26 protein-coding genes and 1 pseudogene are annotated in these 26780 nt (G+C 72.9%); 14 read left to right on the top strand and 13 right to left on the bottom strand.

The annotated features are described in order from the left end of the window. Positions 1 to 318: 318 nt before the first annotated feature. A complete protein-coding gene (locus AB0937_RS05045; RefSeq protein WP_366709535.1) occupies positions 319 to 1044 on the top strand; it encodes a class I SAM-dependent methyltransferase in 726 nt (241 codons plus the stop codon). 65 nt (positions 1045 to 1109) lie between these two features. Here AB0937_RS05045 and AB0937_RS05040 read toward each other — a convergent pair whose 3' ends face one another. Next, the gene (locus AB0937_RS05040) at positions 1110 to 1712 is read right to left on the bottom strand and encodes an RNA-binding S4 domain-containing protein (protein ID WP_366709534.1); all 603 of its coding nucleotides are present in this window, start codon (positions 1710 to 1712) and stop codon (positions 1110 to 1112) included. Between the two features lie 121 nt (positions 1713 to 1833). On the opposite strand from AB0937_RS05040, the gene AB0937_RS05035 reads away from it, so the two are divergent. The 3 genes and pseudogenes from AB0937_RS05035 to AB0937_RS05025 all read left to right on the top strand — a co-directional run bounded on the left by AB0937_RS05035 (position 1834) and on the right by AB0937_RS05025 (position 4529). Continuing rightward, positions 1834 to 2451, top strand: coding sequence for a helix-turn-helix domain-containing protein (locus AB0937_RS05035; protein WP_366709533.1), 618 nt, complete (start codon positions 1834 to 1836; stop codon positions 2449 to 2451). After that, positions 2448 to 3771 (top strand): annotated as a pseudogene (locus tag AB0937_RS05030) (MFS transporter). The gene AB0937_RS05035 and the pseudogene AB0937_RS05030 overlap by 4 nt, the downstream one beginning before the upstream one ends. A 53-nt stretch (positions 3772 to 3824) precedes the next feature. Further along, positions 3825 to 4529, top strand: a complete 705-nt coding sequence (locus AB0937_RS05025) for a uracil-DNA glycosylase (protein ID WP_366709532.1) — start codon at positions 3825 to 3827, stop codon at positions 4527 to 4529. Between the two features lie 119 nt (positions 4530 to 4648). Here AB0937_RS05025 and AB0937_RS05020 read toward each other — a convergent pair whose 3' ends face one another. Next, the gene (locus AB0937_RS05020; RefSeq protein WP_366709531.1) at positions 4649 to 5305 is read right to left on the bottom strand and encodes a GntR family transcriptional regulator; all 657 of its coding nucleotides are present in this window, start codon (positions 5303 to 5305) and stop codon (positions 4649 to 4651) included. A 164-nt stretch (positions 5306 to 5469) separates the two neighbouring features. On the opposite strand from AB0937_RS05020, the gene AB0937_RS05015 reads away from it, so the two are divergent. Continuing rightward, positions 5470 to 6921 (top strand): NCS1 family nucleobase:cation symporter-1, encoded by a 1452-nt coding sequence (locus AB0937_RS05015; RefSeq protein WP_366709530.1) that lies wholly within the window; start codon positions 5470 to 5472, stop codon positions 6919 to 6921. Positions 6922 to 6925: 4 nt separating this feature from the next. After that, positions 6926 to 7672: an aspartate/glutamate racemase family protein gene (locus AB0937_RS05010; RefSeq protein WP_366709529.1), complete on the top strand. Its 747-nt coding sequence runs from the start codon at positions 6926 to 6928 to the stop codon at positions 7670 to 7672. On the opposite strand, the gene AB0937_RS05005 is transcribed toward AB0937_RS05010, so the two are convergent. Further along, positions 7650 to 8255 carry a gamma carbonic anhydrase family protein gene (locus tag AB0937_RS05005; protein ID WP_366709528.1) on the bottom strand — a complete coding sequence of 202 codons (606 nt, stop codon included), beginning with the start codon at positions 8253 to 8255 and terminating at the stop codon, positions 7650 to 7652. The two genes, AB0937_RS05010 and AB0937_RS05005, sit on opposite strands and share 23 nt — an antisense overlap. 87 nt (positions 8256 to 8342) lie before the next feature. Beyond that, a complete protein-coding gene (locus tag AB0937_RS05000) occupies positions 8343 to 8744 on the bottom strand; it encodes a RidA family protein (protein ID WP_366709527.1) in 402 nt (133 codons plus the stop codon). 210 nt (positions 8745 to 8954) lie between these two features. Here AB0937_RS05000 and AB0937_RS04995 point away from each other — a divergent pair, with 210 nt between their 5' ends. Then, positions 8955 to 9734, top strand: a complete 780-nt coding sequence (locus tag AB0937_RS04995) for a nucleotidyltransferase domain-containing protein (protein ID WP_366709526.1) — start codon at positions 8955 to 8957, stop codon at positions 9732 to 9734. On the opposite strand, the gene AB0937_RS04990 is transcribed toward AB0937_RS04995, so the two are convergent. Next, positions 9721 to 10680: an expansin EXLX1 family cellulose-binding protein gene (locus tag AB0937_RS04990; RefSeq protein WP_366709525.1), complete on the bottom strand. Its 960-nt coding sequence runs from the start codon at positions 10678 to 10680 to the stop codon at positions 9721 to 9723. The genes AB0937_RS04995 and AB0937_RS04990 overlap by 14 nt on opposite strands. A gap of 264 nt (positions 10681 to 10944) precedes the next feature. Between AB0937_RS04990 and AB0937_RS04985 the strand changes: the two genes are divergently transcribed. Then, positions 10945 to 12837, top strand: coding sequence for an FUSC family protein (locus AB0937_RS04985; RefSeq protein ID WP_366709524.1), 1893 nt, complete (start codon positions 10945 to 10947; stop codon positions 12835 to 12837). 54 nt (positions 12838 to 12891) lie between these two features. On the opposite strand, the gene AB0937_RS04980 is transcribed toward AB0937_RS04985, so the two are convergent. Next, entirely contained in the window at positions 12892 to 13845 is a 954-nt protein-coding gene (locus tag AB0937_RS04980; RefSeq protein ID WP_366709523.1) for an endonuclease/exonuclease/phosphatase family protein, read from the bottom strand. A gap of 134 nt (positions 13846 to 13979) precedes the next feature. On the opposite strand from AB0937_RS04980, the gene AB0937_RS04975 reads away from it, so the two are divergent. Continuing rightward, positions 13980 to 15344 carry an amidohydrolase gene (locus tag AB0937_RS04975; protein WP_366709522.1) on the top strand — a complete coding sequence of 455 codons (1365 nt, stop codon included), beginning with the start codon at positions 13980 to 13982 and terminating at the stop codon, positions 15342 to 15344. Positions 15345 to 15590: 246 nt separating this feature from the next. Further along, positions 15591 to 15773, top strand: coding sequence for a hypothetical protein (locus AB0937_RS04970; RefSeq protein ID WP_361116131.1), 183 nt, complete (start codon positions 15591 to 15593; stop codon positions 15771 to 15773). A 9-nt stretch (positions 15774 to 15782) separates the two neighbouring features. On the opposite strand, the gene AB0937_RS04965 is transcribed toward AB0937_RS04970, so the two are convergent. The 3 genes from AB0937_RS04965 to AB0937_RS04955 all read right to left on the bottom strand — a co-directional run bounded on the left by AB0937_RS04965 (position 15783) and on the right by AB0937_RS04955 (position 19173). Continuing rightward, complete coding sequence (locus tag AB0937_RS04965; RefSeq protein WP_366709521.1) at positions 15783 to 17738, bottom strand: ABC transporter ATP-binding protein; 1956 nt, start codon at positions 17736 to 17738, stop codon at positions 15783 to 15785. A gap of 347 nt (positions 17739 to 18085) precedes the next feature. Next, a complete protein-coding gene (locus AB0937_RS04960; protein WP_366709520.1) occupies positions 18086 to 18520 on the bottom strand; it encodes a hypothetical protein in 435 nt (144 codons plus the stop codon). After that, positions 18517 to 19173 carry an ATP-binding protein gene (locus AB0937_RS04955; protein ID WP_366709519.1) on the bottom strand — a complete coding sequence of 219 codons (657 nt, stop codon included), beginning with the start codon at positions 19171 to 19173 and terminating at the stop codon, positions 18517 to 18519. Before AB0937_RS04955 ends, AB0937_RS04960 begins: the two co-directional genes overlap by 4 nt. Before the next feature lie 243 nt (positions 19174 to 19416). Between AB0937_RS04955 and AB0937_RS04950 the strand changes: the two genes are divergently transcribed. From AB0937_RS04950 to AB0937_RS04940, 3 genes are all read left to right on the top strand, one after another. After that, a complete protein-coding gene (locus AB0937_RS04950; RefSeq protein WP_366709518.1) occupies positions 19417 to 20277 on the top strand; it encodes a helix-turn-helix transcriptional regulator in 861 nt (286 codons plus the stop codon). After that, entirely contained in the window at positions 20278 to 20532 is a 255-nt protein-coding gene (locus tag AB0937_RS04945; protein ID WP_234849799.1) for a DUF397 domain-containing protein, read from the top strand. Between the two features lie 110 nt (positions 20533 to 20642). Beyond that, positions 20643 to 21455, top strand: a complete 813-nt coding sequence (locus AB0937_RS04940; protein ID WP_366709517.1) for an SAM-dependent methyltransferase — start codon at positions 20643 to 20645, stop codon at positions 21453 to 21455. Between the two features lie 238 nt (positions 21456 to 21693). Here the strand turns inward: AB0937_RS04940 and AB0937_RS04935 are convergent, their stop codons facing one another. Continuing rightward, positions 21694 to 23106 (bottom strand): PLP-dependent aminotransferase family protein, encoded by a 1413-nt coding sequence (locus AB0937_RS04935; protein ID WP_366709516.1) that lies wholly within the window; start codon positions 23104 to 23106, stop codon positions 21694 to 21696. A gap of 47 nt (positions 23107 to 23153) precedes the next feature. On the opposite strand from AB0937_RS04935, the gene AB0937_RS04930 reads away from it, so the two are divergent. Further along, positions 23154 to 23639, top strand: a complete 486-nt coding sequence (locus AB0937_RS04930; protein WP_366709515.1) for a carboxymuconolactone decarboxylase family protein — start codon at positions 23154 to 23156, stop codon at positions 23637 to 23639. A gap of 53 nt (positions 23640 to 23692) precedes the next feature. Here the strand turns inward: AB0937_RS04930 and AB0937_RS04925 are convergent, their stop codons facing one another. The 3 genes from AB0937_RS04925 to AB0937_RS04915 form a co-directional block, all read right to left on the bottom strand. Further along, a complete protein-coding gene (locus AB0937_RS04925) occupies positions 23693 to 25183 on the bottom strand; it encodes a glutamate synthase subunit beta (RefSeq protein ID WP_366709514.1) in 1491 nt (496 codons plus the stop codon). Between the two features lie 102 nt (positions 25184 to 25285). Continuing rightward, positions 25286 to 25765: an anthrone oxygenase family protein gene (locus tag AB0937_RS04920; protein ID WP_366709513.1), complete on the bottom strand. Its 480-nt coding sequence runs from the start codon at positions 25763 to 25765 to the stop codon at positions 25286 to 25288. A gap of 304 nt (positions 25766 to 26069) precedes the next feature. Continuing rightward, a complete protein-coding gene (locus tag AB0937_RS04915; protein WP_366709512.1) occupies positions 26070 to 26768 on the bottom strand; it encodes a DUF2293 domain-containing protein in 699 nt (232 codons plus the stop codon). Positions 26769 to 26780 lie beyond the last annotated feature (12 nt).

The following is a 26780-nucleotide window of genomic DNA, read 5'->3' as shown; positions in this document are numbered from 1 at the left end:
CAACGTACTCTTCGGGGCGAGGGTCCACCACGGCGGACGGATGCCGCGCATGCTGGCGTACGCCGACACGCTGCCCGTGGCCGTGCCCGTGCCCGTGCCCGGGCAGGTACCGGGGGCCAAGCCGGGGACCCGGGAATCGGGACCCGGGACCCGGGACCCGACGAGCCCCTGAGGCGCCGCTGCTCAGCCGCTGGGCACCCCGCCCGCACAGCTCCTCCCCTCATGTCCTCGACTCCGGCCTCGCCTGCCTCGTTCACTCGGTCGGGTGAAGGTGGCGGCTGCGGGAACGGGTGTGCGGACGCCGCCCGTTGGGCGGGCATGGAGATGAAAATGCGTGAGGGGTACGAGGGGACGGGACCCGGGGCCATCACGCCGGACGGCTGCGCGGTGGAGCTCTACGCCCGGTTGCCCGTCGGGGACGAACCGGAGGTCATCGCGGCGGCGGTCCCCGCCGGCGCCCACATTCTGGAGCTCGGCAGCGGAGTCGGACGCATGACCCACCCCCTGCTGGAGCGCGGATTCACGGTCACGGCGGTGGACGAATCCGCGCCGATGCTGGAGCGCGTGCGCGGCGCACGGACGATATGCGGCCCGATCGAGGAGCTGGATCTGGGCGAGACGTTCGACGTGGTGATGCTGGCGTCCTTCCTCGTGCACGCGGGGGATACCGATGTTCGACGCGGCCTGCTGCGCACCTGCGTCCGCCACGTCGCGGAGGGCGGCTGCGTGCTGATCCAGAGAGAGGGCGAGGGCTACCACGAGAACGTGCCGCGTGAGCGGAAGGACCCCAGCGGCTTCACCGTCCGGATCACGTCGTCGGAGCCGGTCGGCGACGGGGTCAACTCCGTGCGCGCGGAGTACGAGTTCCCGGACGCGGTCTGGACCCAGACGTTCCGATCACGGCCCCTGACCGAGGAGCAGTTCGAGGAGGCACTGAAGGAGGCGGGCCTGAGAGTCGACCGCTACCTGACAGAGGACCGGATATGGGTACGCGCGATTCCGACCACCCCGGCCGTCGGCAGGGAGGAAGCCGTGGCTGATTGATGCGTGGACTCAACTGCGCTGCCTATGCGGGGTGATGGGCCGAAAACCTGGGGGGACTTTTCCACTCAGGGCCTCGGCTTGCCCGTAGCTCCGCCGAAGGGCCTGCCGGGTACCGGGCCGGGGCCGGACACGCTGCCCGGGCCCGTCACTCCGCGCAGGCGTTCCATGTCGCGGCGGTCGCGCTTGGTCGGGCGGCCTGCTCCGCGGTCGCGGATGCCCGCGGGGGCGACGGCCTCGCGGGGCGGGGGCGGCGGGGAGTTGTCGACGTAGCACTGGGTGGCGACGGGGGCGCCGACCCGCTTGCGGATCAACCGCGTGACGACGACGATCCGTTCACGGCCTTCGTGCCGCAGGCGCACCTCGTCGCCGACGCGGACGGCATGTGCGGGCTTCACGCGCTCGCCGTTCACGCGGACGTGGCCGCCCCGGCAGGCAGTGGCTCCCATGGACCGGGTCTTGACGAGGCGTACGGCCCAGATCCAGCTGTCGACGCGGACGGTCGTGCCGGCCTGCGGCCCGGCGGCCTCGGCAGCGGCGATGGCGGCGGCGACCTTCGGGTCCAGGGGCTCCGCCTCGCCCTGCCCACCTGCCTCAGCGCCGGCGCCGACGGCCTCGGCGGGTCCCTCGGGCCCGTCCGTCCTGTCGTACTCCGCTCCTTCAGAAGCCATGCCCCCGACCTTAGTCCTCCCGAAAGCCCCGCCGGGCGGAACTGCGCCCTCGGACCACTCTGCAAAACAAATTCTGCAAAAACTCTTTGGCTAAGTAGGTGCCGGCGCCTAACCTCCCGGCATGGACAGCGATGAGCAGGTGCGTCACCTCGACCCTGAGCACGACACCGCCGCCCTGAAGGCCCTCACGCACCCCCTGCGTATCCAGCTGCTGGGGCTGCTGCGGCAGGACGGCCCGGCCACGGCGAGTGAACTGGCCGCGCGGACGGGGGAGTCGTCGGCGTCGACCAGTTACCACCTGCGGGTGCTGGCGAAGTACGCGTTCATCGGCGAGGCGGAGCATCACGACGGGCGGGAGCGGCGCTGGCGGGCGCTGCACACGGTGACGTCCTGGAGCAACGAGTCGATGGAGTCCTCCGAGGCGGGCCGGGCCTTCGTCGGTCTGGCGCGGCGGCGGCAGGTCGAGCACCTGGATAGGTCCCTCGCCCGGCACGAGGCGGACCTGGCGGCCGGGCGCCTGGGCCAGGAGTGGGTGGAGCCGTCCGGGATCAGCGACCTCATGCCCCGGCTGACGGCTCAGTCGCTCACGGAGCTCTGGGACACCATGGCCCGGAAGCTGGACGAGCTGACGGCCCGGGACGCGGACGACCCACGCGCGGAGAACGTGCTGCTCCTCACCGCCGGGCTGCCCCTCGCCCTGCACGACCGTGAGGACACGGACCGGCAGGGCACCTCATGACCGAGCTGCCGGAGGCACGGGCGGCTCGCCGACGTTACGCCACCGTCTGCGCACTCCTGTGGCTGCCGTCGGGGCTCGGCCTGGCCTCTATGGTCCTGCTGCTCAGTGAGCGTGGCATGTCACTGGCCACGATCGCGGGGCTCTTCGCCGCCCAGTCGCTCACCGTGGCCGCGCTGGAGCTGCCCACGGGAGGGCTCTCCGACGTCCTCGGGCGCCGGCCGGTACTGGCCGTGGCCGGTGTGCTCAACGTGGTCGCCGCCGTCCTGGTCGGCCTCGGCACCACCGCGTGGGTGCTCACCGCGGACCTGGTGTTCATGGGCGTGGGCCGGGCCCTGTCCAGCGGCACGGCCGAGGCCTGGTACGTCGACACCGTCCACGCATGCTCAGGCCCGGACGCCGAGCTGCGCACGGGATTGGCCCGGGGCGGGTCGGCGACCTCGGGCGCGCTCGCGGCCGGCATGCTGCTCGGTGGCGCCCTGCCCTGGCTGCTCTCCCTGGGGCCCGGCCTCGGCGCCCGGCTCAGCGAGGCGACGCACGGCGTGGTGCTGCCCCTGTCCGTTCCGATGCTGCTGGGAGCCGCCGTCAGGGTCGTCTTCGTCTGCTACGTGCTGGCCGTCCTGCGAGAGCCGCCACGGCCACCCGCCACCTTGTGGTCGGTGTTGCGCGGCGTCCCGGGCACCGTCCTGGGCGGACTGCGGCTGGTCGGGACGCACTGCTACGCCGGATCCTGCTCACCGCCGCAGCCGTCGGAGGAGCCCTCGCCACCGTCGAACTGCTCGTCCCGGGCCGTACCGTCGAGCTGACCGGAGCGCCCGGCTCCGGAGCGATGGCGTACGCCGTGCTCTCCTGCGCCGGATTCCTCTGCAGCGGTGTGGGCAGTCACCTCGCGCCGCTCACGGCCCGCGTCGCGGGCGGTGGTGAGCGGGCCGTGCTGGTCTGCCTCGGCACCGGGGCGGCCGGCCTGGTGCTGCTCGCCGTCACCGCCACCCACGTACACCCGCTCGCCACGGCCCTCGCGGTCGTCGGCTTCTGCTTGCTCTACCTCGGCGTCGGCGCCGCCTCGCCGAACCAGAACGCCTCCTGCACCGCCGCGTCACGGGTGCGGGCCGCGCCACCGCCCTGTCCGTCCAGTCCCTCGCCCTGCAACTGGCCGGCGCGCTCACCGGCCTCGTCGTCGGGGCGTTGCGGCCGGGGCCGCTGCCGTGGCTGCTGACCGGTGCGCTGCTGCTGACCGGGGCACTGCTCTGGCTGCGCCGCGTCGGCGCACGGTCCGCGCCGGACACGGCCGTCGCCTCGGGATCGCGCGCCGGGATGCCCTGAGTCTTCTGTCCCCCGGTGAGGGAAATGGTCCGCGTCGCCTCTACGGTGGAGTGATGGACGCCAGCGGCCTTCCCCTCCTCGACCGGCGCATCGCGGACTGCAGGGCCTGCCCGCGGCTGGTCTCCTGGCGCGAGGAGACGGCCCGGGTCAAGCGGGCCGCCTTCGCGGACTGGACGTACTGGGGACGGCCCGTGCCCGGTTTCGGGCCGCCGGACGCCCGGCTGCTGATCGTCGGACTCGCCCCCGCAGCACACGGCGGCAACCGCACCGGCCGGATGTTCACCGGCGACCGCTCCGGCGACGTGCTCTACGAGGCGCTCTACGACGTGGGCCTCGCCACCCAGCCGACCGCCGTGCACGCCCACGACGGCCTGGAGCTGAACGGCGTGCGCGTCACCTCGCCCGTGCACTGCGCCCCGCCCGCCAACAAACCCACCCCCGAGGAGCGGGACACCTGCCGCCCCTGGCTCGTGCAGGAACTGCGGCTGCTGCGCCCGACACTGCGGGCCGTGGTCGTGCTCGGCGGTTTCGGCTGGCAGGCCGCGCTGCCCGCGTTCGCCGAGGCGGGCTGGTCCGTGCCCCGGCCCCGCCCGGCCTTCGCGCACGGGACGCGCGTCCCGCTGGACGGACTGGAACTGTTCGGCTGCTTCCACGTCAGCCAGCGCAACACCTTCACCGGCCGGCTGACCCCCACGATGCTGCGCGAGGTACTGCGCACAGCTGGGAACGCGGCGCAGCTACCCACCCGCGGCGGCTAGAAGGCGGTCTGTTCCCGAGGCGGCCGGTGCCGACGGGCAGGCCTAGGTCGTGTCCGCGAAGGCCCGCCTGCCGCGCGGCGCCTGGCACGCCCCCGGGCTCTTCGAGCAGGGGCCCCGGCCTAGGGAGTGGCCTGCTCGCCGAACAGATGGCGGACCGTGGAGCGGTAGTTGGTCCGTACGTGCGTCAGCGCGTGCGCGCGGGCCCGGTCCGGGTCGCCCGAGGCGATCGCCTCGTAGAGCTCGCGGTGTTCCACGAGGAGCTGGGGCCACTCCTCGTTGCGCCGGGTCATCCAGCGCAGCCGCCCGGCGACCGGTTCCAGTGCCTCGGTCAGCAGGCTGTTGCCGGCCATCGCCACGATGCGGTCGTGCAGCCGGCTGTTGACGTCGGTGATCGTCTCGGCGTCCCCGGCCTCGGTGGCGGCCGCCGCACGGCCGATGAGTTCCCGGACCTCGGCCAGGTCCTCCCGCGTCGCGCGGGACGCGGCGAGCCCGGCGGCGTAGACCTCCAGGGCTTCTCGCAGTTCGAACAGTTCCTTGACGTCGGTCGGAGTGAGACGGCGCACCACCGAGCGGCGGGGTGTCTCGAAGTGGACGAAGCCCTCGGCCACCAAGGCCCGGATCGCCTCCCGGACCGGCACGCGCGAGACGCCGAAGCGTTCCGCCAGCTCGCGTTCGACCAGGCGGTCGCCGGGAAGCAGGCTGCCCGCGATGATCTGCTGCCGCAGCTCGGACGTGACGCGTTCGCGCACCGCTCCCAGGGGTTCGATCTTCGTCATGCAGCCATCCTCGCCGACGCGAGGGGTCTTTTACGGAGCGTTAACAGGAGCGATATCTGTCAGAACGGTTGACGGCGAGACCATGGGCGCAGTTTGGTATACCAAACACGTCGTGCAGCCCCCCGCAGCGCAGTCCTCCGTCGTCCCCTTGCTCTGGAGGCCCCGTGTCCCTCGCCGATCGTGCCGCGCCCACCGGCACCGCAGTGTTCGTCCCCGATCCCCGGCTCACCAACGAAGACCTCGCGCCCGCCGGCAAGCGCAACTGGAAGGTCTTCGACCTCTTCGCCATGTGGATGTCCGACGTCCACAACCTCGGCAACTACACGTTCGCCGCCGGACTGCTCTTCCTGGGCATGAACGTCTGGCAGATCTTCACGTCCCTGCTCGTCGGGTTCGTGATCATCTACATCGGCATGAACTGGATGGGGAAGATCGGCCAGCGCCACGGAGTGCCCTTCCCGGTGGTCAGCCGCATCGCGTTCGGGATCTGGGGCGCCAACATCCCGGCGCTGATCAGGGCCGTGATCGCCATCATGTGGTACGGCATCCAGACCTACCTCGCCTCCGTAGCGGTCAACGTGATGCTGCTGGCGGCCTGGCCCGGCCTGGAGTCCTGGACGCACCACTCCTTCCTCGGCCTGGACGCGCTCGGCTGGGTCTCCTTCGTCGCCCTGTGGCTCGTGCAGGCGGCGATCATCAGCCGCGGCATGGAATCGGTCCGCAAGTTCCAGGACTTCTGCGGCCCGGCGATCTGGCTCGTGATGATCGCACTGGCCGTCTGGATCCTCGCCAAGGCCGGCTGGACGATCTCGCTGACCTCCACCCCGCACCCGGTGTCCGTCGGCGAACAGTGGCGCCAGTGGTTCGGCGCGATCGGCCTGGTCCTCGCCACGTACGGCACCCTGATGCTCAACTTCTGCGACTTCTCCCGCTTCGCGCCCGACCACAAGTCCGTCAAGCGCGGCAACTTCTGGGGCCTGCCCGTCAACTCCACGGCCTTCGTGATCGTGTCGGTCATCGTCACCGCGGGCGCCTTCGAGGTCTTCGGCAAGGAGATCACCGACCCCGCCTACCTCGTCGCCGAGATCGGCAACACCTGGGTGCTGGTCGTGGGGGCGCTGACCTTCGCCATCGCCACCATGGGCGTCAACATCGTCGCCAACTTCGTCTCACCGGCGTACGACCTGGCCAACGTGTGGCCGCAGAAGATCACCTTCAAGGTCGGCGGCATGATCAGCACCGTCGCGGCGCTGCTCGTCACCCCCTGGAACCTCTTCTCCAACCCGACCGTCGTGAACTACTTCCTCGGCGGACTCGGCGCCTTCCTGGGCCCGCTGTTCGGAGTGATCATGGTCGACTACTACTGGGTCAAGCGCGGCCGCGTGAACGTCGACGAGCTGTTCGACGCCTCCCCGGACGCCCGCTACCACTACCGCAAGGGCTTCAACCCCAAGGCGCTGTGGGCGTTCCTGCCGGCGGCCGGTGTCGCGGCGGTGCTCGCCCTGGTGACGACCTTCAGCGACGTCGCCCCGTACTCCTGGTTCATCGGCACGGCGCTCGCCGCCGGGCTGTACGCGGCCCTGTGCCGTCCCGAGCGTGCGACTGCGGAGGTCTGACAACGTGCGGATCGTCGTCACCAACTGCAACACCACGCAGGAGATGACCGAGGAGATCGTACGAGGTGCCCGGGCCGCCGCAGGCCCGGGCACCACCGTGACCGGACTGACCCCCGCCTGGGGGCCGGCGTCCGCGGAGGGCTGGCTCGACAGCTACCTGTCCGCCGCGGCCGTCCTGGACACGCTGCGGACCTACGACGGACCGCAGTACGACGCCGTGGTCATGGCCGGGTTCGGGGAGCACGGGAGGGAGGGCGCACGGGAACTGGTCGACGCACCGGTCGTCGACATCACCGAGGCCGCGGCCCATCTCGCCTGCCTGCTGGGACGCCGCTACGGCGTCGTGACCACCCTGGAGCGCTCGTGCGGCCAGATCGAGGACAGCCTGGAGACGGCCGGGGTCGCGCGCAACTGCGCGGCGATCGTCGGCACCGGCCTGAACGTGCTCGACCTCGGCGACCACGAGCGGACCGAGACGGCGTTCCTCGCCGCCGCCGAACGGGCCTGCGCGGCCGGGGCCGAGGTGCTCGTCCTGGGCTGCGCCGGCATGACGGGGCTGCAAAGGACCGTCGGGGAGAAACTGGGCCTGCCGGTCGTCGACGGGGTCGCCGCGGCGGTCCGACTCGCGGAGTCACTGGTGGCACTGGGCCTGACCACGAGCCGGGCGGGGAGCTACGCCGGGCCACTGCCGAAACGACGGGTGTGGGAGAGGCCCCAGGGACGGTCGTTCATGCGGGGCCGTCCAGGATGACGTCGTCGTGATGAGCCCCGTACAAGGCCACCTGCCGGGCCATCACCTCCCGCATCGGCGTGCCGCGCGGGATGCCGTACACCGTGCCGGGGAAGTCCAGTGCCTCCTGGAGCTGCCAGAGCTCGTCGTGCTCCCCGGGTGCGAAGAGCCGGGCCCGGGGAGCTCCCGCCGCGATCCAGCCGATGGGCAGGACCGTGCCGGGCGGCAGCACGGAGTTCACGTGCAGCACGCTGTGGATCCGCAGCTCCGAGCCGGTACCGGCGACGGCCCCCGGGAAGACACAGGCGCCCGTGGCCACGAAGACCTCGTCCTCCAGGGTCGCCCCGTTGACATGGGCGTGCGGGCCGACGAGCACCGCGTCACCGATCACGGCGGGGTGCCGGGCCCGTCCCCGCACCAGCGCGCTCTCCATGACGACGACGTCCGAACCGACCCGTACCTCCCCGTCCTCGGCGGTGAGCACGGCACCGTGCAGCACCCGGCTGCGCTCACCGAGGACGACCGCCCCGCACAGCACGGCCGTCGGGGCGACGTACGCGGACTCGGGGACGACGGGACGCCGCCCGCGGTGCTCGATCAACATGGCGGTCCTCGTCTGCTCGGGAACGACGGCCGACCGTCGGCTCGCGGGGCTACGGCTGCCGGTCTTCTCGTGACGGCGGCTGCCGGCCTACCCAGGAACGACGGCTGTCGCCGTAATCTCCACCAGCTGTCCCGTGTACCCGAGGCACGCCACGCCGATCAGCGTCGACGAGTGCGGGCCCGTGCTGAGCCCGGACGCCTCGACCACGCTCCAGACGGCGGACAGCACGGCCGGTTCGCTGCTCACCACGTACACGTCGGTCGCCACGACATGAGCCAGATCGCTCCCGACGGCGCCCAGTTGCTCCCGCAGGTTGTCGATGACCTGCCCGGCCTGCCGCACGGGATCTCCGGGCCCGACGAGCGCGCCGTCGGGGCCCAGCGGTACGGACCCGGCGAGGAACGCCAGCCGCGTGCCGGCTTCCACCACGGACGCGTGGGAGTAGGAGGGCGGCGGGAAGAGGCTCGGGACGGTGACGCGGCGGATCACGTGAGGTCTCCGATCTGCGGGTGGCGGCAGGACAACCCACTGATCATGCGGGCCGTCGGCCGTACCCGCACGCGTATTTCGGTACCCGGTGACCGGGCCGCCCTCCTACGCTGCCCGGGGCCCGTCCCACCCGGGAATCGTCCGACCCGGGACGGGACCCGTCCGCCCCGGAGCCGTCTGTTCGAAGACCCGCCCGACCAGGAGCCCGCCGTGCCCACCCTCCCCGACCACACCTTCCTCGCCGCCACCGCCGACCGTCTGGCCGCCCTGCCCGCCGTCGAGGCCGTCACGCTCGGCGGCTCCCGGGCCCAGGGGACCGAACGGCCCGACAGCGACTGGGACCTGGCGCTCTATTACCGGGGCGCCTTCGACCCGGCCGACCTTCGGGCGGTGGGCTGGGAGGGCGAGGTCTGCGAGATCGGCGCCTGGGGCGGCGGCGTCTTCAACGGAGGGGCCTGGCTGACGATCGAGGGCCGCCGCGTGGACGTCCACTACCGCGATCTGGACGTCGTCGAGCACGAGGTGGCGGAAGCGGAGGCGGGCCGCATCCGTGTGGAGCCCCTCATGTTCCACCTGGCGGGCATCCCGACGTACCTGCTCGTCGCCGAGCTGGCGATCAACCGGGTGCTGCGGGGCGAACTGCCGCGCCCGGACGGCTATCCGCGGGCCCTGCGCGAGAGCGCCCCGGCGCACTGGCACGGCATGGCCGCGGCCACCCTCGCCTACGCCGGGGCCGGCCACGCCCCGAAGAACGCCGTCACCCAGGTCGCGGGCGCGATCGCCCTCGCCGCGACCCAGACCGCGCACGCGGTGCTGGCGGCGCGCGGGGAGTGGGTCACCAACGAGAAGGGGCTGGTGGCGCGGGCGGGGCTGGGCGAGGTGGACGCGGTGCTGCGCGGCCTGACGGACGGCCCGGACGCGCTCGCCCGGGCCGTCGCCGGCACGAAGACGCTTCTGGCCCGGGCCGTGGAAGCCGTCACCGCCGGGTGAACTGCACGCGGGTCGGCTGGACGGTGTCCGGGCGGATCGCGATGCCGTCCACGGTGAGCTGTTCGCCGTAGATGTCGGTGAGCCTGAGGGAGCCGCCGCAGCCTGTGCCGCCGGGGGAGAGGAAGTAGTTGTACTCGGTACGCGTCAGCCGGGTCCAGCCGCCGCCCGTCCTGACCTCCAGCCGGGCGAGCGGATTGCGGTGGCCCAGCGCCTGGATGCCGCACCAGTGGCTGCTCGAGCCGGTCTTGTAGCGGATCGAGAGGTTCTGGGACGTGCCGGGGCTCTGCAGGCTCCAGGTGATCGGTATCCGGCCCGCGGAGAGCCCGGCCAGCTTCGCGAAGGCTTCTTTGCTGAGGTCGAGTTGACCGGGGGCGCACGGCAGGGGGCACTCGTTGGTGATCCGGACCGTGACGGAGGCGCCGTTGGCCGCGCGGACGAGGATGTACGCCCCGCACGCCTGGGACGTCTCGTAGTCGGCGTGGTTCATCGCCGCGACCATGAGGTCGGGACTCGGGCCGTACAGGCAGGCGCCGTCACCGTCCTTGGCGTCGTAGTGCGTGGCGACGCCGTTGTAGGTGGTTCCGGGCTTGATCCGTCCCGCCAGGGGAGCCGTGCCGGACACCGGACGCGGTGCGGACGACCGGGTGGCGGCGGGCGAGGGCCGCGCCGAACGGGTGGTCGCGGCGGGCGCCGGAACCCGGGGGGCCTTGGATGCTTTGGAGGACTTGGAGGACTTCGGGGCCGATGGCGTCGGGTGGGTCGCCGGCGGGGCGGCCGGCCAGGCGCCGGTGGCGGCCTGGGCGGCGGTGCGCACCGTGTCCGGCTCGCCGCCGGGGCGCAGGGCGATCACGAGGGAGACGAGGAGGCCCACGGCCGCCGCGGCGACCGTGAGGACGAGGGCCGTGCGCCGCTTGCGGAGGGGCCGGCGGTGGGATCGGGATGCCACGGATGAGTCCTTCGGGTCCGTGCGTGGTTCGGGAGAACGCGCGCTCACGCCCCTCAGTGGCCGCCGGGTTCGAAAAGGTTGCCGCGGCTCGTCTCCCGGTGCCCGGCTCTGATTGCGTACATAAAGAACACCGGGTCCGAGGCGCCCGACACGTTCCGGAAACCTGTCCGCCAGGAACCCCGCCTACCGTGGACGACCACACCACGCCCCGGCCGCCGTCGCCCGAAGGCCCACCCCTGCCCTCGCCGAGACGACAGGAGCACCGTGCCCCGCCGCATCGCCCCGACGCTTCCGCCCTGGCTCGCGCACGCCCTGCGTGCCCAGCGGGGGCCGGTGCCCTGGAGCGCGGTGACGCGGGGCGCCCTGTCAGCCGGCCCCCTCCTGCTGGTGGCCGTGCAGACCGGTCTCACCTCCCTCGGTGTCGTCGCCGCCATCGCCGCCATGCTCGCCGGGATCAACGACCGGCCCGGGAGCCGGCGCCGGTCGGTCGAGCGGATCGGCGTGCCCGCCCTGGGCGGTGCGGCGGGGCTGGTGATCGGGACGTACACCGGGCAGGAGACCGGGGCGGTCGTGCTCACCGTGGTGCTCACGGTCGTCGGGCTCGTCGCCGGGGGGATGAGCGCCGTCGGGCCCGTCGCGTCCGCCGCCGGAACGCAGGTGCTGGTCGGCGCGGCGATCGGCGCCGGGATGCCCCTGCCGGAGCCCGGATGGGAACGGGCGCTCGCCTTCCTCACCGGCGCGGGGTGGCTGCTCGCGCTGCGCCTCGTCCTGCCCACGCCCGGCTCGCTCGCCGGTGACTTCCGGTTCGACGGGGAGCGCACGGCAGTCGCCGGGGTGTACGAGGCCGTCGCCGAACTGCTCGACGCCGTCGGCGGTCCGGACGCCGTACGCCGCCGGGCCGCGCTCACCGCCGCCCTCGACCACGCCCAGGACGCCCTCGCCGGGCCCCGGCTGCGGAAGTACGCCTCCTCCTCCGCCGAGCGGCGGCTGCACGCGCAGTACGCCGCGGCCCTGCCCCTCGCGGAGGCCGCCACCGCCCTCGCCTGGGCCGAGGAGCCCGTCGCCGAGCGGGCCTCCGAAGGCCCCCGGCGGCTCGCCGCCGCCGTGCGCGGCAACACCCACACCGGGCCGCTTCCGGCCCCCGCCCGTTCGGCGCCCGCCCTGCGTGCCCTCGACGACGCCCTCCTGCACGCCGCCGAGGCGTTCGACCAGGGCCGGGGCGGCGATCTGCACACCCGGCCCCGCAGCGTCCGGGACCGGCTGCGCGCCGTCCTCGGCAGTGCCGGACGCGAGTACGGGCTGCGCGTCGCCCTCTGCTTCGGCGCCGGCTCGGCGGTCGCCCAGGCGCTGCACCGGAGCCAGTGGCACGGGCAGCACGAGCACTGGTACTGGCTGCCCGCCACGGTCGTCTTCCTGGTCAAGCCCGACCTCGGGCCGCTCGCCTCGCGCGTGCTGAACCGGGCCGCAGGGACCGTCCTCGGGGCGCTGCTCTTCGCCGGGCTCGCCGCCGTGCTGCCCCGCCCGGAAGGGCTGATCGCGCTGGTCGCCCTCAGCGGAGCGCTCATACCCGTGGCCACGCGGCACTTCGCCGCACAGACCGCCGTCGTCACCGTCCTCGTCCTCGCGCTCGTCATGGTCGGCGGCGAGCCCCAGGCCTCCGCCGGCCGGATCGGCGAGACGCTGCTGGCCTGTGCGATCGTGCTGGTCGTCGGACACCTGCCGATGCCCGGCCAGCGCGGCGGGGGAGTGCGCGCCCGGCTCGCGGCGGCGGACCAGGCCGCGTACGCCTACCTCACACACGTGCTCGACGAGGCCGGCGCCCCACGCATCGGGACCTCCGGCACCCCCTCCGGCCACCGCACCACCCGCTGGACCCTGCGCCGCGAGGCCTACCGCACGCTGGCCGAGGCCCGTTCGGCCATCTCCCTGGCCGCCCACGAACTGCCCGCCCTCGCCCGGCACACCGAGGGCGCCGACGAGGTGGCCCACCTCCTCGAACGCCTCGTCGACACCACGACCGCCTGCGCCGTGCACCTCGACGACACCGGCCGGATCGGGCCCCGCCACGAGGAGCGCCTCACGGCCGTCCTCACCGAACTCGCCGGACGGGCAACCCGGGTGGGCCTTCGACCCCACCGGGCACCCCTCGCCGGCTAGGGGGTTTCCGTCGGACCTCCGCGACCGTCGCGACGCCCGGTACGGTCATCGCGCTCACCCGCCGACCCGTACCCACACCGGAGCGTGGTCCGACCCGGGCTCGCCCCGCCGTTCCACCGGGTCGGGGCCGACCGAGGGCAGGCCGGGCGGGCCCTCGCCGGGCAGACCCGTGCCCGCCGCCGTCGCCCGGTGCACCAGGCGGTGGCTCAGCAGCACGTGGTCGATCAGCTCGTGCCGCCCGGAGTTCACCCGGGACCAGCGTTGCCCGGGCGGGATGAGCGGAGCCACGTCCCACAGCCGCGTGGCGTCACCCCGGTCCGGACGACCGTAGCCCGGTGTGCCGATCTCCGAGCCCGGCGGGCCGAGCAGGAGCTGGGTGGTCGCCGCCTGCACCTCGTCGTTCAGATCGCCCAGGACCGCCACGTCCCGCCCCTGCCCGTCCCGGGCCAGCAGCTCGTCGGCCAGGGCGCGCAGAGCCGTCGCCTCGGCGGCCCGCCGATAGAGGGCGTAGGCGCCGTAGCGGGCGCGTTCACCCTCGTCGCGTGGCTGGAAGCGGCCGTTCGGATACGACAGCAGCTTCGACTTCAGATGACAGACGGCCACCCGCAACGGGCCGTCCCCGCCCTCGGTCTCGACCGCCAGGACGCCCCGCCCCGCCTGCCCCGCCGTCAGGCCCGAGTCGTCCGCCTGGACGGGACGCAGCTCCGCCGGGAACGCCCGGGTGTCGGCCACCACCGTCATCGCCGTGCGGCTGAGGAACCCGACCCGTATGCCCCGGCTGTCCGGGTGCTCGGACAGGGCGATGTGCCAGTCGTCGCCGAGCATCCCGGCCAGGTCCTTGAAGGCCTCCGGGTCCCCGACCTCCTGCACGCCGAGCACGGTCGGATCGAGTTCCGTGATCACGGCGGCGAGGGCGGCGAGCTTCGCCTCGTACCCGGCCTCGTCCCGCGGGCCGTACGGGCCGCCGGGCCGGTAGAGGTTCTCCAGGTTCCACGTGCCGAGGAGCATGCCGGGCTCCCTTCAGAAGCCGACAGTCGCGGTGGTGAGGCCAGGGTGCGCGCCCGGGCCGCCCCGCGACAGAGCCGTGACGGGATATGCGGTTCGGCTCATGCCGTCCTACGACACCGTCGTACGTTGGCGTGGTGACGCCTTCCGCCGCGGACAGTCCCGCCGAGCTCATCATCAGCGCATGTACGGTCCTCGTGCACGACGATCAAGAGCGGATCGGATTCGCGGAGGACGCCGCGATCGTCGTACGCAACGGCCTCGTCGAGGCGGTCACGACCACCGCCGAGGCAGCGGACCTGCCCGCCGCCGAGCGCATCGACGCCCCCGGCCAGGTCGCCCTGCCCGGCCTGATCAACTGCCACACGCACGCGTCGATGGTCGCCCTGCGCGGCCTCGCCGAGGACCTGCCGACCGAGGCGTGGTTCAACGACGTCGTCTGGCCCGTCGAGTCCAACCTCACGGCCACGGACGTGGAGTGGGGAGCACGGCTCGCCTGCGCCGAGATGATCCGCGCGGGCGTCACCTGCTTCGCCGACCACTACTTCGCCATGGACGCCGTCGCCCGAGTGGTCGCGGAATCCGGCATGCGCGCGATGCTCGGGGAGGCGTTCTTCTCCTCGCAGGGCCCCGAAGGCCGAGAGCGGTCACTGGAGTTCGCGCTGCGCCACCGCGGCACGGCCGACGGCCGGATCACCACCGCGCTCGCGCCCCACGCCCCCTACACCGTCGACGAGACCGACCTCGCCGCCACCGCCGGGCTCGCCCGTACGCACGACCTGCCCGTGCACCTCCACGCCGCCGAGAACCGCGACCAGACCGAGACCAGCCTGGCCCGTCACGGCGTCACGCCGATCGAGGTCCTGGAACGCACCGGCATCCTGTCCGCGGACGTACTCCTCGCCCACGGCACCGGCATCACCGACCGCGATCTGCCCGTCCTGGAGCGGGCGGGCGGTCGTACGGCCGTCGCCAGTGCGCCCCGCGGCTACCTCAAGTTCGCCTGGCCCGACACCACACCCGTGCGCGCCCTGCGCGACATCGGCGTCGACGTCGGACTCGCCACCGACGGCGCCGCCTCCAACAACAACCTCGACGTATGGGAGTCCATGACCCTCACCGCCCTGGTGCAGAAGGCGGCCGAGGGCGACCCCCGCCGGCTGACGTCCCGCCAGGCCCTGCACCATGCCACCCTGCAGAGCGCCCGGGCCGTGGGGCTCGGGGACGACATCGGCAGCATCGCGCCGGGCCGGAAGGCGGACATCGTCCTGGTCGACCTCACGGGACCCCACACCCGTCCGGTCCACGATCTCGCCGCCACCCTCGTGCACAGCGCCCGTTCCGCCGACGTCCGCACCACGATCGTCGACGGGCGGATCCTCATGCGCGACCGGGAACTGCTCACGATCGACGTGCCGGCGGTGGTCCGGGAACTGGAGGAGCGGCTGCCCGCGCTCGTCGACCGCGGCCACGGCCGGCGCATCCAGCGGTACGACATCTGACGGCACACGGAGCACCCGAGGGACGCGCGTCGGCTGTGATGCGCCTGTGGGACCTGAGCACTTTCGGTATCACGACCCGTGCGATGACTGATACGGAAAGTGAACACATGCGCCAAGAGGCTGAGAAGTTGGTCACACTAAGCGGTGAACGCGTGTCGAGTACGTCTCAGAACCGTCACTTCGCGAGCCGTTCACCCCATGGTTGGCGTTTAACTCTACGAGTACAGCGCTACATGGAGGTGCAGGGTGAACGGGCGAACGGTGCTCGAGCGCTTTCCCGCAGGTGGGCCGAGAGGCTCCTGGCCTGCGGAGGAGTTCGCGCAGGCACGGCGCAGCGAGGGCCTGCCCGCCGAGGTCGTCATGGACCTCGCCTCGGACATGTTCCTGGTGATCGTGCGCAGCGGGGACGCGGCCGACGCCACGGCCTGACGCGCGACGTCAGCCCGCCTTCGGCGCCGGCACCTTCCCGGCCGGCGCGGGCGACGAGGCGAACTGCTCCGCCTGGAGCGCGTACAGCTCGGCGTAGAGCCCGCCGGTCGCCAGCAGCTCTTCCGGCGTTCCCGACTCCACGAGCCGGCCCTGGTCCAGGACGTGCACCAGATCCGCGTGCCGTACGGACGCCAGCCGGTGCGTGATCAGTACGACCGTCTGGCCGCTGTCGGCCAGGGCGCGGATCCGCTCGAAGACCTCCAGCTCGGCCCGGGCGTCCAGGGCCGCCGTCGGCTCGTCCACGATCAGGATGCGGCCCCTGCGGTAGGCCGCCCGGGCGATGCCGAGCCGCTGCCACTGGCCGCCCGACAGCTCGTGCCCACCGCTGAAGTTGCGGGCGAGCAGGGTGTCCAGTCCGCGCGGCAGGTCCGCGATCACCGTCTCCGCCCCGGCCTCGGCGACCGAGGCGGCCAGCCGGTCCTCGCACACGGGCACCGAGGGACGCCCCAGGGCGACGTTCACGCGGGCCGTGAACGGCCACCGCTTGAAGTCCTGGGCCACCATCGCGATCCGTTCGGCCAGCAGGTGCCGGTCGGCGGTCGCCGCGTCCACGTCGTCCCACAGGATCCGTCCCCGTTCCGGGGTGTAGAGCCCGGCGAGCAGCTTGACCAGGGTCGTCTTGCCCGAGCCGTTCTCGCCGACCAGTGCCACGATGCGGCCCAGCGGCAGGGTGAGCGTCACATCGTCGAGGGCGGGGCGGGTGGACTCGCCCGGGTAGCGGAAGGTGACGTTCTCGAAGCGGATCTCGCGCGGATCCTCCGGCAGCGGCGCGCCGCCCGCCGGAATCGCCCACTGATCCGCCTCGGTGTACAGCCGGTGCAGGTCGCCGACGAAGAGCGCCTCCTCGTGCAGCGCGTTGACCTCCACCACGAGCGTGTCGAGGCTCTGCGACCCGGTCCGGATCGCGATCACGGCCGTACCCGCCACCGAGAGGGCCATCGCGCCCGCCAGCAGCAGTCCGCCCAGCGTCGCGTACGTCGCCACCGTGGCCAGGCCCGTCCACGCCGCGGCGATCAGGCCGGTGCGCGCGGCGAGCCTCGCCAGCCGGGCCTGCTCCGCCTCGGCCGTCTCCGACATCGCGCGGAAGTGCCGCAGCAGGAAGGACCCCACCCCGTGCACCCGGATCTCGGGGGCCGCCTCGGGCTCGATCAGCAGGCTGCCGAGCAGCCGGCCCGCACGCGCGTGCTGCACCCAGGCGTGGAAGGACTCGTAGCGCCGCCGGGCGACGGTCAGCGCGCTCCAGGCACTCGGCAGGGTCATCGTCACCAGCAACGGCAGCAGGGCGGGGTGCAGAACGGTCAGCACGCCCGCCGCCGCGATCAGCGAGATCATCGCGTTGATCACGCGCGTGCCGTAGGAGATCATCCGGCGCGCGGAGGCGGCGCCGTACTGCGCGGTGTCCAGCAGCTTGTGGAAGGCGTGGTCCTCGATCGCGGCCAGCTCCACGGCCGCGGCCCGCTCCAGGTACCGCTCGGTCGCCACACGTTCGACCTTGGGCTCCAGCCGGCCGGTGGCGTAGGTGCTCGCGGCGCGCAGCAGGGCGGCGAGGAACATCACGGCCGCGACCGTGACCAGGGCGGGGACGGCTCCGCGCAGGCGGTCGTCGATCGGGCCGCCGCCCATCAGCCGGGCCAGCACGCTGTTCACCGCGAGCAGACTCACCGCCTGTGCGACCCCCCGTCCGGCCTCGGCGGCCAGCACGATCCGCGCGGCGCTCCGGTCCGCCTGCCGGGCGAGCCGGAAGCTGGCCGCGAGCAGGGACGGCAGCCGGGTGATCATGGCGCGGAAGCTCAGCTCGAGGAACGCGTCGGCGTGGCTGTTCCATCCCATGTCGTAGCGCAGCGGCCCGCCGAAGAGCAGCCGCTCCGACTCGGACACCTCCGGCGCGGTCCGCTTCTTCCCCACGGTCGACCGACCTCCCCCGCTCGGGCCTGCTGCTGAACGAACGGCCACTATCGCGGGGCGGACACCGGCCCGGGCAGGGCGCAGCCCGGGGCGCCGGAGGCGCGCGGGCGCACGACCGGGCCGGGAGAGATGCGGGGGTGGCGCGGGGGTGCGGGGTGGCGTGGGGGTGGTGGGCTGCGGTGTGGGATACGACGGGGCGGGGGTGCGCGGGTCAGTCGTGGTGGGGGTGCGCCCGTGGCTGTGGGTGGGGCGCGGCGGGCTGGTCGGGTGCGCGCCGGTGTGCGGAGATCAGTCGCGCTCCCCGCGGTCCGGGCGGAGGCCGGCCTGCCCGAACAGGTCGGCTACGCCTACGCGCTGACCGGACGCGACCAGGACGGTGCCGTCCCCGTCGCACGGCACAGGGCCAGATAGAGGGGGATCGGCGGGGTGTACGGAAGGGTGCCGTCCGGGCGGTGGATCAGGTCCGGGAGCTCCAGCAGGTCCGGGACGACCGCGCCCGTGACGTAGCGCGCCGGGGAAGGCCACTCCAGGGCGTGGTCGGAGTCGGACGGCACCAGCCACCACCAGTGCGTCTCGTCGGCGTAGACGCAGCCCACACGGGGCAGCCGCGGCATGACCGGCGGGCCCAGGCGGGCGGGGACGGCGATCGCGTCGCAGCCGAGCGGGGCCGTCATGCCGTCGGGTACGGGCAGCCGCAGGGCCGGGCCGGGTGTCCGCATCCCGCGGCGGACGCGCAGCAGCGTGTCCAGGTTCAGCACGCTGCCTCCCGGTGCGGGGCTCACGCGTGCCCCCGCTCTCGGCGGCGCTCCTGCCGGGGCACCTCCGGGGTTGCGGGCGTGTGGCGTGCCTGGTGGGTGCCGTCGTCGGAGCCGTCGGACGGGTCCCGCTTGGGACGGGTGCCCCAGCCCAGGTCGTCCCGGGGCTCGGGCTGATCGTGCGGAATCTCCGCCGTGCGCGGCAGCTCGGCCCAGACCAGCAGTCCGGGGCCGTCCTCCTGGGCACCCCAGGACCGGCAGAGGGCGTCGACGAGGAGCAGTCCCCTCCCGTGCTCCTCCTCGGGCTGTGTCCGGCTGGCGGCGTGGGGCTGGCCGGGGGCGCAGCCTTCGTCGCGCACGGCTATCCGCACCAGGTCGTCGCCGTCGTGCAGCTCGCACACTATGTGGGTGCTCGCCGTGTGCACGATGGCGTTGGTGACCAGCTCGGACACCACCAGGGCCGCGCTGTCGCACGTGTCCTCGCACACCGACCAGCCCGTCAGCCGGGCCCTCGTCAGGCGTCTGGCCTGTGCGGGAGAACCCGGATGTGCGGCCAGCTCGAAACGGAACCGGCGCTCGGCAGCAGCCCCGAGGGGGACCTCTCCCGTGGCGGCGCCGAGCCCGAGAGGGGCTCGCGCGGCGTCTGTTCCTAAGGGCGCGGACGGAATCACGCTTGCCACTATCGCGGCGCCGTGAACACTTGGCAAGTGTCACTCTGAAAATTGCAGAGTGCTGTGTGACGGTCTGGAAGGCCATGGCACACTGCTCGCAACAGCACCCCACGCGGCGCCAGTTGAGATCGCCGAAGACCAGTTCCAAACGTTTGTTCGGATCAGCTCTTCGAAAAGGTCCTCGAATGGCGCCGCCGGGCTGTCGGCGTTCTTTTGTGACCGGCTCGTCAGAACTCTTCCTGGAGGTGGAGCGTGAGTGAACCGCGGTCCGCACCGACGGTCGGTCAGGTCGTCCTCGGCCGCCGCCTGTTGGAACTGAGGGAACGCGCCGGGATGAAGCGTGAGGAGGCCGCGCGCATCCTTCGCGTCGCCCCCGCCACGGTCCGCCGCATGGAGATGGCCGAGGTCGCGCTCAAAATCCCCTACCTGCAACTGCTCCTCAAGGCCTACGGAATATCCGACGAGGAGGCGGAGGCCTTCGTCCGGCTGGCCGAGGAGGCCAACAGACCCGGCTGGTGGCAGCGTTTCCATGACATCCTGCCGGGCTGGTTCTCGATGTACGTGAGCCTCGAGGGTGCGGCCAGTGTCATCCGTAGTTACGAGCCCCATTTCGTCCCCGGGCTGCTGCAGACCGAGGAGTACGCGCGCGCGGTGCTCCGCTCGGGCGCCATCGGCCAGACCCGGCCGGACGACATCGAGCGCCACGTCGCCCTGCGCATGCAGCGCCAGGACCTGCTCACCCGCGAGGACGCGCCCCGGCTGTGGGTCGTGATGGAGGAGACCGCGCTGCGGCGCCCGGCCGGCGGTCCGGAGGTGATGCGGACCCAGATCGACAAGCTGCTCGACGCCACGCAACTGCACAACGTGACACTCCAGGTCGCCCCGTTCGCCAACGGGCCGCACCCCGGTACCTACGGGCCGTTCGTGCTGTTCCGGTTCGCCGTGCCCGAACTGCCGGACATGGTCTACAGCGAGTACCTGACCGGCGCGGTCTATCTCGACGCGCGCGCCGAAGTGGCGACCCACCTCGAGGTCATGGACCGCATGGCGGCGCAGGCCGCTACGGCACATCGCACGAAGGAGATCCTCCGGGATCTCCGCAAGGAGCTGTGAATGGATCGCATCAAGCCGCGCAAACACGTCTACAACGGCATGCCCGCGCGTGACTTGGGCAGCGAGGGCTGGCACAAGCCGTGGAGCGGCGGAAACGGAGGCAACTGCCTGGAGGCGATGAAACTCGCCGACGGCCGGATCGCCCTCCGTCAGTCCACCGACCCGGACGGTCCGGCGCTGATCTACACCACCGACGAGATGACGGCCTTCATCGAGGGGGCGAAGTCGGGGCAGGCGGACTTCCTGCTGTCCTGAGCGACTGCCGCTGTTCTTACGGTCGTGTTGTCCCCGTCCTGCCGTTGTCCTCCTCAACTTTCCTACAGTGGTGCTGAATTGACCGCCCCCTGTGCCTTACGGAGTGCCTCATGACCGGGCAGAACCCCACACCGGCCGTCCAGATCGACACGACCAGACCCCATCCCGCGCGGATGTACGACTGGTACCTCGGCGGCAAGGACAACTACCCGGTCGACGAGGAGATGGGCCGGCAGATGCTCACCCTCGACCCCAGGGTGCCGGTGATGGCGCGGGTCAACCGCGCGTTCATGCACCGGGCCACGCGCTGGCTGGCCCGCAACGGCGTACGGCAGTTCCTGGACATCGGCACCGGCATCCCGACCGAGCCCAACCTCCACCAGGTCGCCCAGGAGACCGCCCCCGGCGCCCGGGTCGTCTACTGCGACAACGACCCCATCGTCCTCGCCCACGCGGCGGCCCTGCTGCGCGGCGCGGACGAGGGCGTGACCGAGTACCTCCAGGCCGACGTGCGCGACCCGGATGCCATCCTGGAGGGCGCGAGGAAGGTCCTCGACTTCACCCGCCCCGTCGCGCTGTCGCTCGTCGCGCTGCTGCACTTCGTCTCCGACGAGGACGGCGCCCACGACCTGGTCCGCCGGCTGCTCGCCGAACTGCCCTCCGGAAGCTATCTGGTGATGACCCACGCGACCGCCGACTTCACTCCGGAGGAGTCCAGGGCGGCCACCGAGAAGCTGCGCGCAGCGGGCGTCACGCTGGCCCTGCGCTCCCGCGAGGAGTTCACCCGCTTCTTCGACGGCCTCGACCTCGTCGAGCCCGGTGTCGAGGTACCCCACCGCTGGCACCCCGAGCTGGGCGAGCCCGTGCCCGGACAGGATGACGGGGTGATCCCCGGCTACGGGGCGATCGGGCGCAAGGCGTAGGTCGCGTCCGCACAGTCCCGTCGTCCACCCGGAGGGCGGGCCGCGCGGCGTCTGGTGCGTGCTCTCGGGGTGCCGGGCGGAGACCCTCGTACGGGACGTACTCGGGGCTTTTCCCGCTGCGGCGAGTGGGGCCCCTGCTCGAAGAGCTTGGGGGAGTGCCAGGCGTCGCGCGGCAAACGGGACCGTGCGGGCACGATCTGGCCGCTTCGGGGTCCTCCGGGGTTCCGCTTCGGGCCGGTCACGGCGGCGGCAGAGCTCCGCACAGCGCATCCAGGGCCGGCCCGTAGGCATGTTCGGAGGGGGTCGCGTAGCCCACGACCAGCCCGTCGTGCACCGGCATGTCCGTCTCCGGATGCCGGAACGCGGCGAGACCGTCGAGGGCGACGCCCTGCCAGGCGGCGGCCTTGACCGCCGACGCCTCGGTGCCGGGCGGCAGCCGCAGCACCGCGTGCAGTCCGGCCGCGACGCCGGTGGCCACGATGTGCGGCGCGTGCTCGGCGAGCGCCGCGACCAGCCGGTCCCGGCGGCCGCGGTACCGCTGCCGCATCCGTCGCACGTGCCGGTCGTACGCCCCCGAGCCGATGAAGTCCGCCAGGCCCAACTGGTCGAGGACGCTCGCCCACGCCTCGCGCTCGCCCTTGGCGTCCAGCACGGCGCCGACGTACCGCTCCGGAAGCACCATCCACCCCAGCCGCACCGCCGGTGACAGGCTCTTGCTCACCGAGCCGATGTGGATCACGTGCTCCGGGTCGAGCCCCTGGACGGCGCCGACCGGCCTGCGGTCGTAGCGGAACTCGCCGTCGTAGTCGTCCTCCAGGACCAGCCCGCCCTGTGCGCGTGCCCAGTCGATCACGGCGGCGCGGCGCGCGGGGTGCAGCGGACCGCCGGTCGGGAACTGGTGCGCCGGCGTGAGCAGCACGGCCCGCTCGCGCTCCAACCGGTCCACCCGGGCGCCGTGTTCGTCGAGGGGGAGCGGCACGGTCCGCACTCCGGCCGCGGCCAGGACCTCCCGGTGGAACCCGAGCCCGTACGCCTCCACCGCCAGGGGCCCGCGCAGGACGCCACCGCCGAACAGCAGCCGCAGCGCGTGCGCGAAACCGGAACAGATCACGATCCGGTCCGGCGCGGTCCGCACGCCCCGCGCGCGTGCCAGGTACTCCGTGAGCGCCTCCCGCAGTTCCAGCCGCCCTGCGGGGTCGCCTGGCCCGAACACCTCGTTGGGCGCCTGCTGCAGGGCCCGCCGGTAGGAGGCCAGCCAGGCGGTGCGTGGGAACGCCGAGGCGTCCGGGGTGCCCTGCTTGAGGTCGTGCCGGGGGCCGCGCGCACGTGGAGGTGCCTTCACGGGCACGCGAGCGGCCGGCCGCAACGGCTCCGCACGCTCCGCGACCCGCGTTCCCGAGCCCTGCCGTGAGGTGAGCCAGCCCTCGGCGACGAGCTCCGCGTAGGCGTCCGCCACCGTGTTGCGGGCGACACCGAGGTCCGCCGCGAGCGAGCGGTACGGCGGCAGCCGGGTGCCCGGAGCGAGCCGCCCACTGCGGACGGCCTCGCGCAGGGCCCGGATCAGCGCCGCCCGGCGACCGCCCGGCCCGGTCAGCTCCAGATGCAGGTCGGACCCGATCCGCTCCGCCGCATTGACCCACGAATCCACCATGGAAATGCACCCTACAGCGGGTCTTTCCGGCCCGTAGGTTGAAGGACATGACGACGCACACGAGCACGACAGGGACCCAAGTGGCCGCGAACCGGCTGAACTTCGGCACCTCGGCCCCGAAGGCCTTCCGGGCCCTCATCGCCTTCGACGCCGCCGCGCGCGAGGGCCTCGACCCGGCCCTCGTCGAACTGATCCAGATCCGCTCCTCGCACCTCAACCACTGCGCGTACTGCCTCCACATGCACACCAACGACGCCCGCAAGGCCGGCGAGAGCGAGGACCGGCTGCACATGGTCGCCGTGTGGCGCGAGGCCCGCCACTTCTTCACCGAGCGGGAGCAGGCGGCCCTCGCCCTCACGGACGCGCTGACCCTCGTCGCCGACGCCGGCGTCCCGGACGACGTCTACGCGCAGGCGGCCGCACGGTTCGACGAGCGGGAACTCGCCCAGATCCTCGCTCTGATCTGCGCGATCAACACGTGGAACCGGGTGGCGCTGTCGACGGCGAAGGTGGCGGGGACGGACGAGCGGTGATGCCTGTGGCGGCTGGGCGGCTGGGCGGCTGGGCGGCCGAGGGGGCCGGGGCGTCACACCGTCATGGGCCGGTCGTACGGACCGATCGGCGCCGGGAGTCGCGAACTGCCCGTCAGATGGCGGTCGACGGCGGCCGCCACCGCCCGCCCCTCGGCGATCGCCCACACGATGAGCGACTGCCCCCGGGCCGCGTCCCCCGCGGCGAACACCCCGGGCACGTTCGTGGCGAAACCGGAGTCCCGCGCGAGCGTCCCGCGGGGCTCCAAGTCCAGTCCCAGCTGGTCCACGAGCCCGTCCTGGCGGTCTGGCCCGGAGAAGCCGAGGGCGAGCAGCACGAGGTCGGCAGGGAGCGTCCGCCCGGTGCCTTCCACCGGGCGGCGCCGCGCGTCCACCTCGACCAGGTGCAGCGACCGCACCCGCCCGTGCGCGTCACCCTCGAAGCGCAGCGTGGACGCCGCGAACAGCCTCGCGTCCGCGTGTGCGACCGGGGCGGTCCGCAGATCCCGGGCCTCCTCATGGGCGGCGGACAGCCGGTAGACCCGCATCGGGTACGTCGGCCAGGGCTCGGTGTCCTCGTCGCGCTCCGCCTCCGGCAGCGCGTAGATGTCCAGCTGGGTCACGGACGCCGCACCCTCCCGCACCGCCGTACCCAGGCAGTCCGCCCCGGTGTCACCGCCGCCGACGATGACCACGTGCTTCCCCGCGGCTGACAGCGGAGACGTCTCCATGTCACCCTCCCGCACCCGGTTGGCCAGGGGCAGGTACTCCATCGCCTGGTGGATGCCCGTCAGCTCCCGCCCCGGCACCTGCAGTTCACGCCACGCGGTCGCCCCGGTGGCGAGCACCACGGCGTCATAACGGGTCCGCAGCTCCTCGGCCCCGATGTCCCGCCCGACGGCGGTGGAGGTCCTGAACTTCGTTCCCTCGGACCGCATCTGCTCCAGCCGCCGCTCCAGATGGTGCTTCTCCATCTTGAACGCTGGGATGCCGTACCGCATCAGCCCGCCGAGCCGGTCGTCCCTCTCGTACACGGCGACCGTGTGCCCGGCCCGCGTCAGCTGCTGGGCCGCGGCCAGCCCGGCCGGGCCCGAGCCGATCACCGCGACCGTCTTGCCGGACAGCCGTTCCGGCGGCCTCGGCGGCGCGAAGCCCTCCTCCATGGCCCGGTCGGCGACAGCGCACTCGACGTTCTTGATGGTGACGGCCGGCTGGTTGATCGCCAGCACACACCCCGCCTCACACGGAGCGGGGCACAGGCGGCCGGTGAACTCCGGGAAGTTGTTCGTGGCGTGCAGCCGGTCGGATGCCGCCCGCCAGTCCTCCCTGGAGACCAGGTCGTTCCACTCGGGGATCAGGTTGCCCAGTGGGCACGCCTCGTGGCAGAAGGGGATGCCGCAGTCCATGCAACGGCCGGCCTGCTTGCTGATGATCGGCAGCAGCGCCCCGGGGACATAGACCTCGTCCCAGTCCCGCGTCCGTTCCGCGACCGGCCTGCGCGGCCAGTCCTGGCGGGGTGTGGTCATGAAACCCTTGGGATCGGCCATGGCCGTCTTCCTTGCGTGCGCGTGTGGCTTCTCGCCACGATACGTCCGCCTCCCGGCCCGTGCCCGTCGCGCGTGGCGCGGGCGGTGGGCCGGCCGCCGGGGTCAGGTGAGCGCCAGCACGTACGCCAGCGCCGCCCCGGCCGAGGCGGCCGTGCGGACGTGGTTCCACAGCGTCCATTCGCGCAGGTACACCGGCCAGTACGCCGCCGCTTCCGGGGTGTCCGGCTCGAGCCCCGCCAGCTCGTCGTTGCGGGGCACGTTCGCGACCATGGTCAGGCCGAACGATCCGAACAGGTACAGGGCGCTGCCCACCAGCAACTCCACCGTGCCCTCGTCCGGCCACAGGACGAACGTCACCACGGCGATCACCGCACACAGCGCGGCCGACCCGAGGAACACCATCATGAACGGCGGAGTCACCGCGGCCACGTTGATCGCCTGCATCGCGGCCACCCCCTGTGCGGGCGGCAGCATGCCGAGGCCCCGCATGACGAAGGTCGAAAATCCGCAGAACACCCCGGCCACCAGGCCGGTCCCGAGCACACCCAGCACCGTCAGCACGAAGTACGGTCCGTCGATCATGTCCCTCTCCCGCCCGTCGAGCCGGGATCCTGCCCGGCACCCATCCTCACCACAAGTGAAATTCCGTATGAGCACCGTGACCATGGCCGAGGGGTGCGGGACCATGAGCAGACGCCCAGGGCCCACTGGGCGGCCGGCCGTGACCGCACACTCAGCCGGTCAGCCGGTCAGCCGGTCAGCCGGTCAGCCGGTCAACCGGAACCGGTCAACCGGTCACCGATCGCCCGTCGCCCGTACCCGTCTTCCGTCATCCGTGGAACGGTGGGGCGGACGCAAGGCGGTACCGCGCCCCGGGGACGTCAGGTCACCCCGTGGAACCGAGCCCTGCCTCGGTCCACCCCCTCAGTACCGTCGCCACCGCCGGCGCGATCCGCCGCCGCGCCTCGTGTCGCGGCACGCCGCTCATCAGCAGCCGGTCGTACGGCGTGTCCAGGTGCCTTACGGACGCCACGACCGCCGAGGCGACCGCGCCCTCGGTCAGCGCACGCCCCGCCGCGCTGCGGCCCACCCGCCCGCTGCCCCGCTCCGAGGCGTGCAGGGCGATGGCTCGCGCCCGGTCGGCCGGGCAACCGGGGAAGAGCCGGAGTATCTCCGCCGCGAACGCCTGGGCGAACCGGGCGTCCTGCGCCGCCCGTCGCCGCGCGTCCCGGACCCGGCGTCGCCGTCTCGCCTCGGCGTCCGCGAGGCAGCGCTGCTCGGCCCGCGCGAGCGCCGCCTCCTCGACCAGGACGCCCTGCCGCTCGTACCGGCTCTTGCGCCGGTTGAACCGCACGACCACCGCCGACAGCACGCTCTCCTCCCGCGATCTGCGGGTCAGCGCGGTGTCTCCGCTCGGCAGGAACACCAGATGGGCGAGGTCGGCGCAGTCGAGGCAGCGCGGGGCGCCGTCCTCGAGGGCCAGGAGAGGCAGCGGCCCGCGTCGGCATTCGCTGCAGTGCCGCCGCTTGAGGGGCTGGAAGACGAGCAGCCCGGTGTGGGGCGGCAGCGAGGCGCGGGGGACCATGACCAGTTCATT

The sequence above is a fragment of the Streptomyces sp. NPDC047880 genome, from assembly GCF_040706515.1.
GTDB lineage: Bacteria > Actinomycetota > Actinomycetes > Streptomycetales > Streptomycetaceae > Streptomyces.
This window is presented reverse-complemented; position numbering and strand designations above follow the sequence as displayed.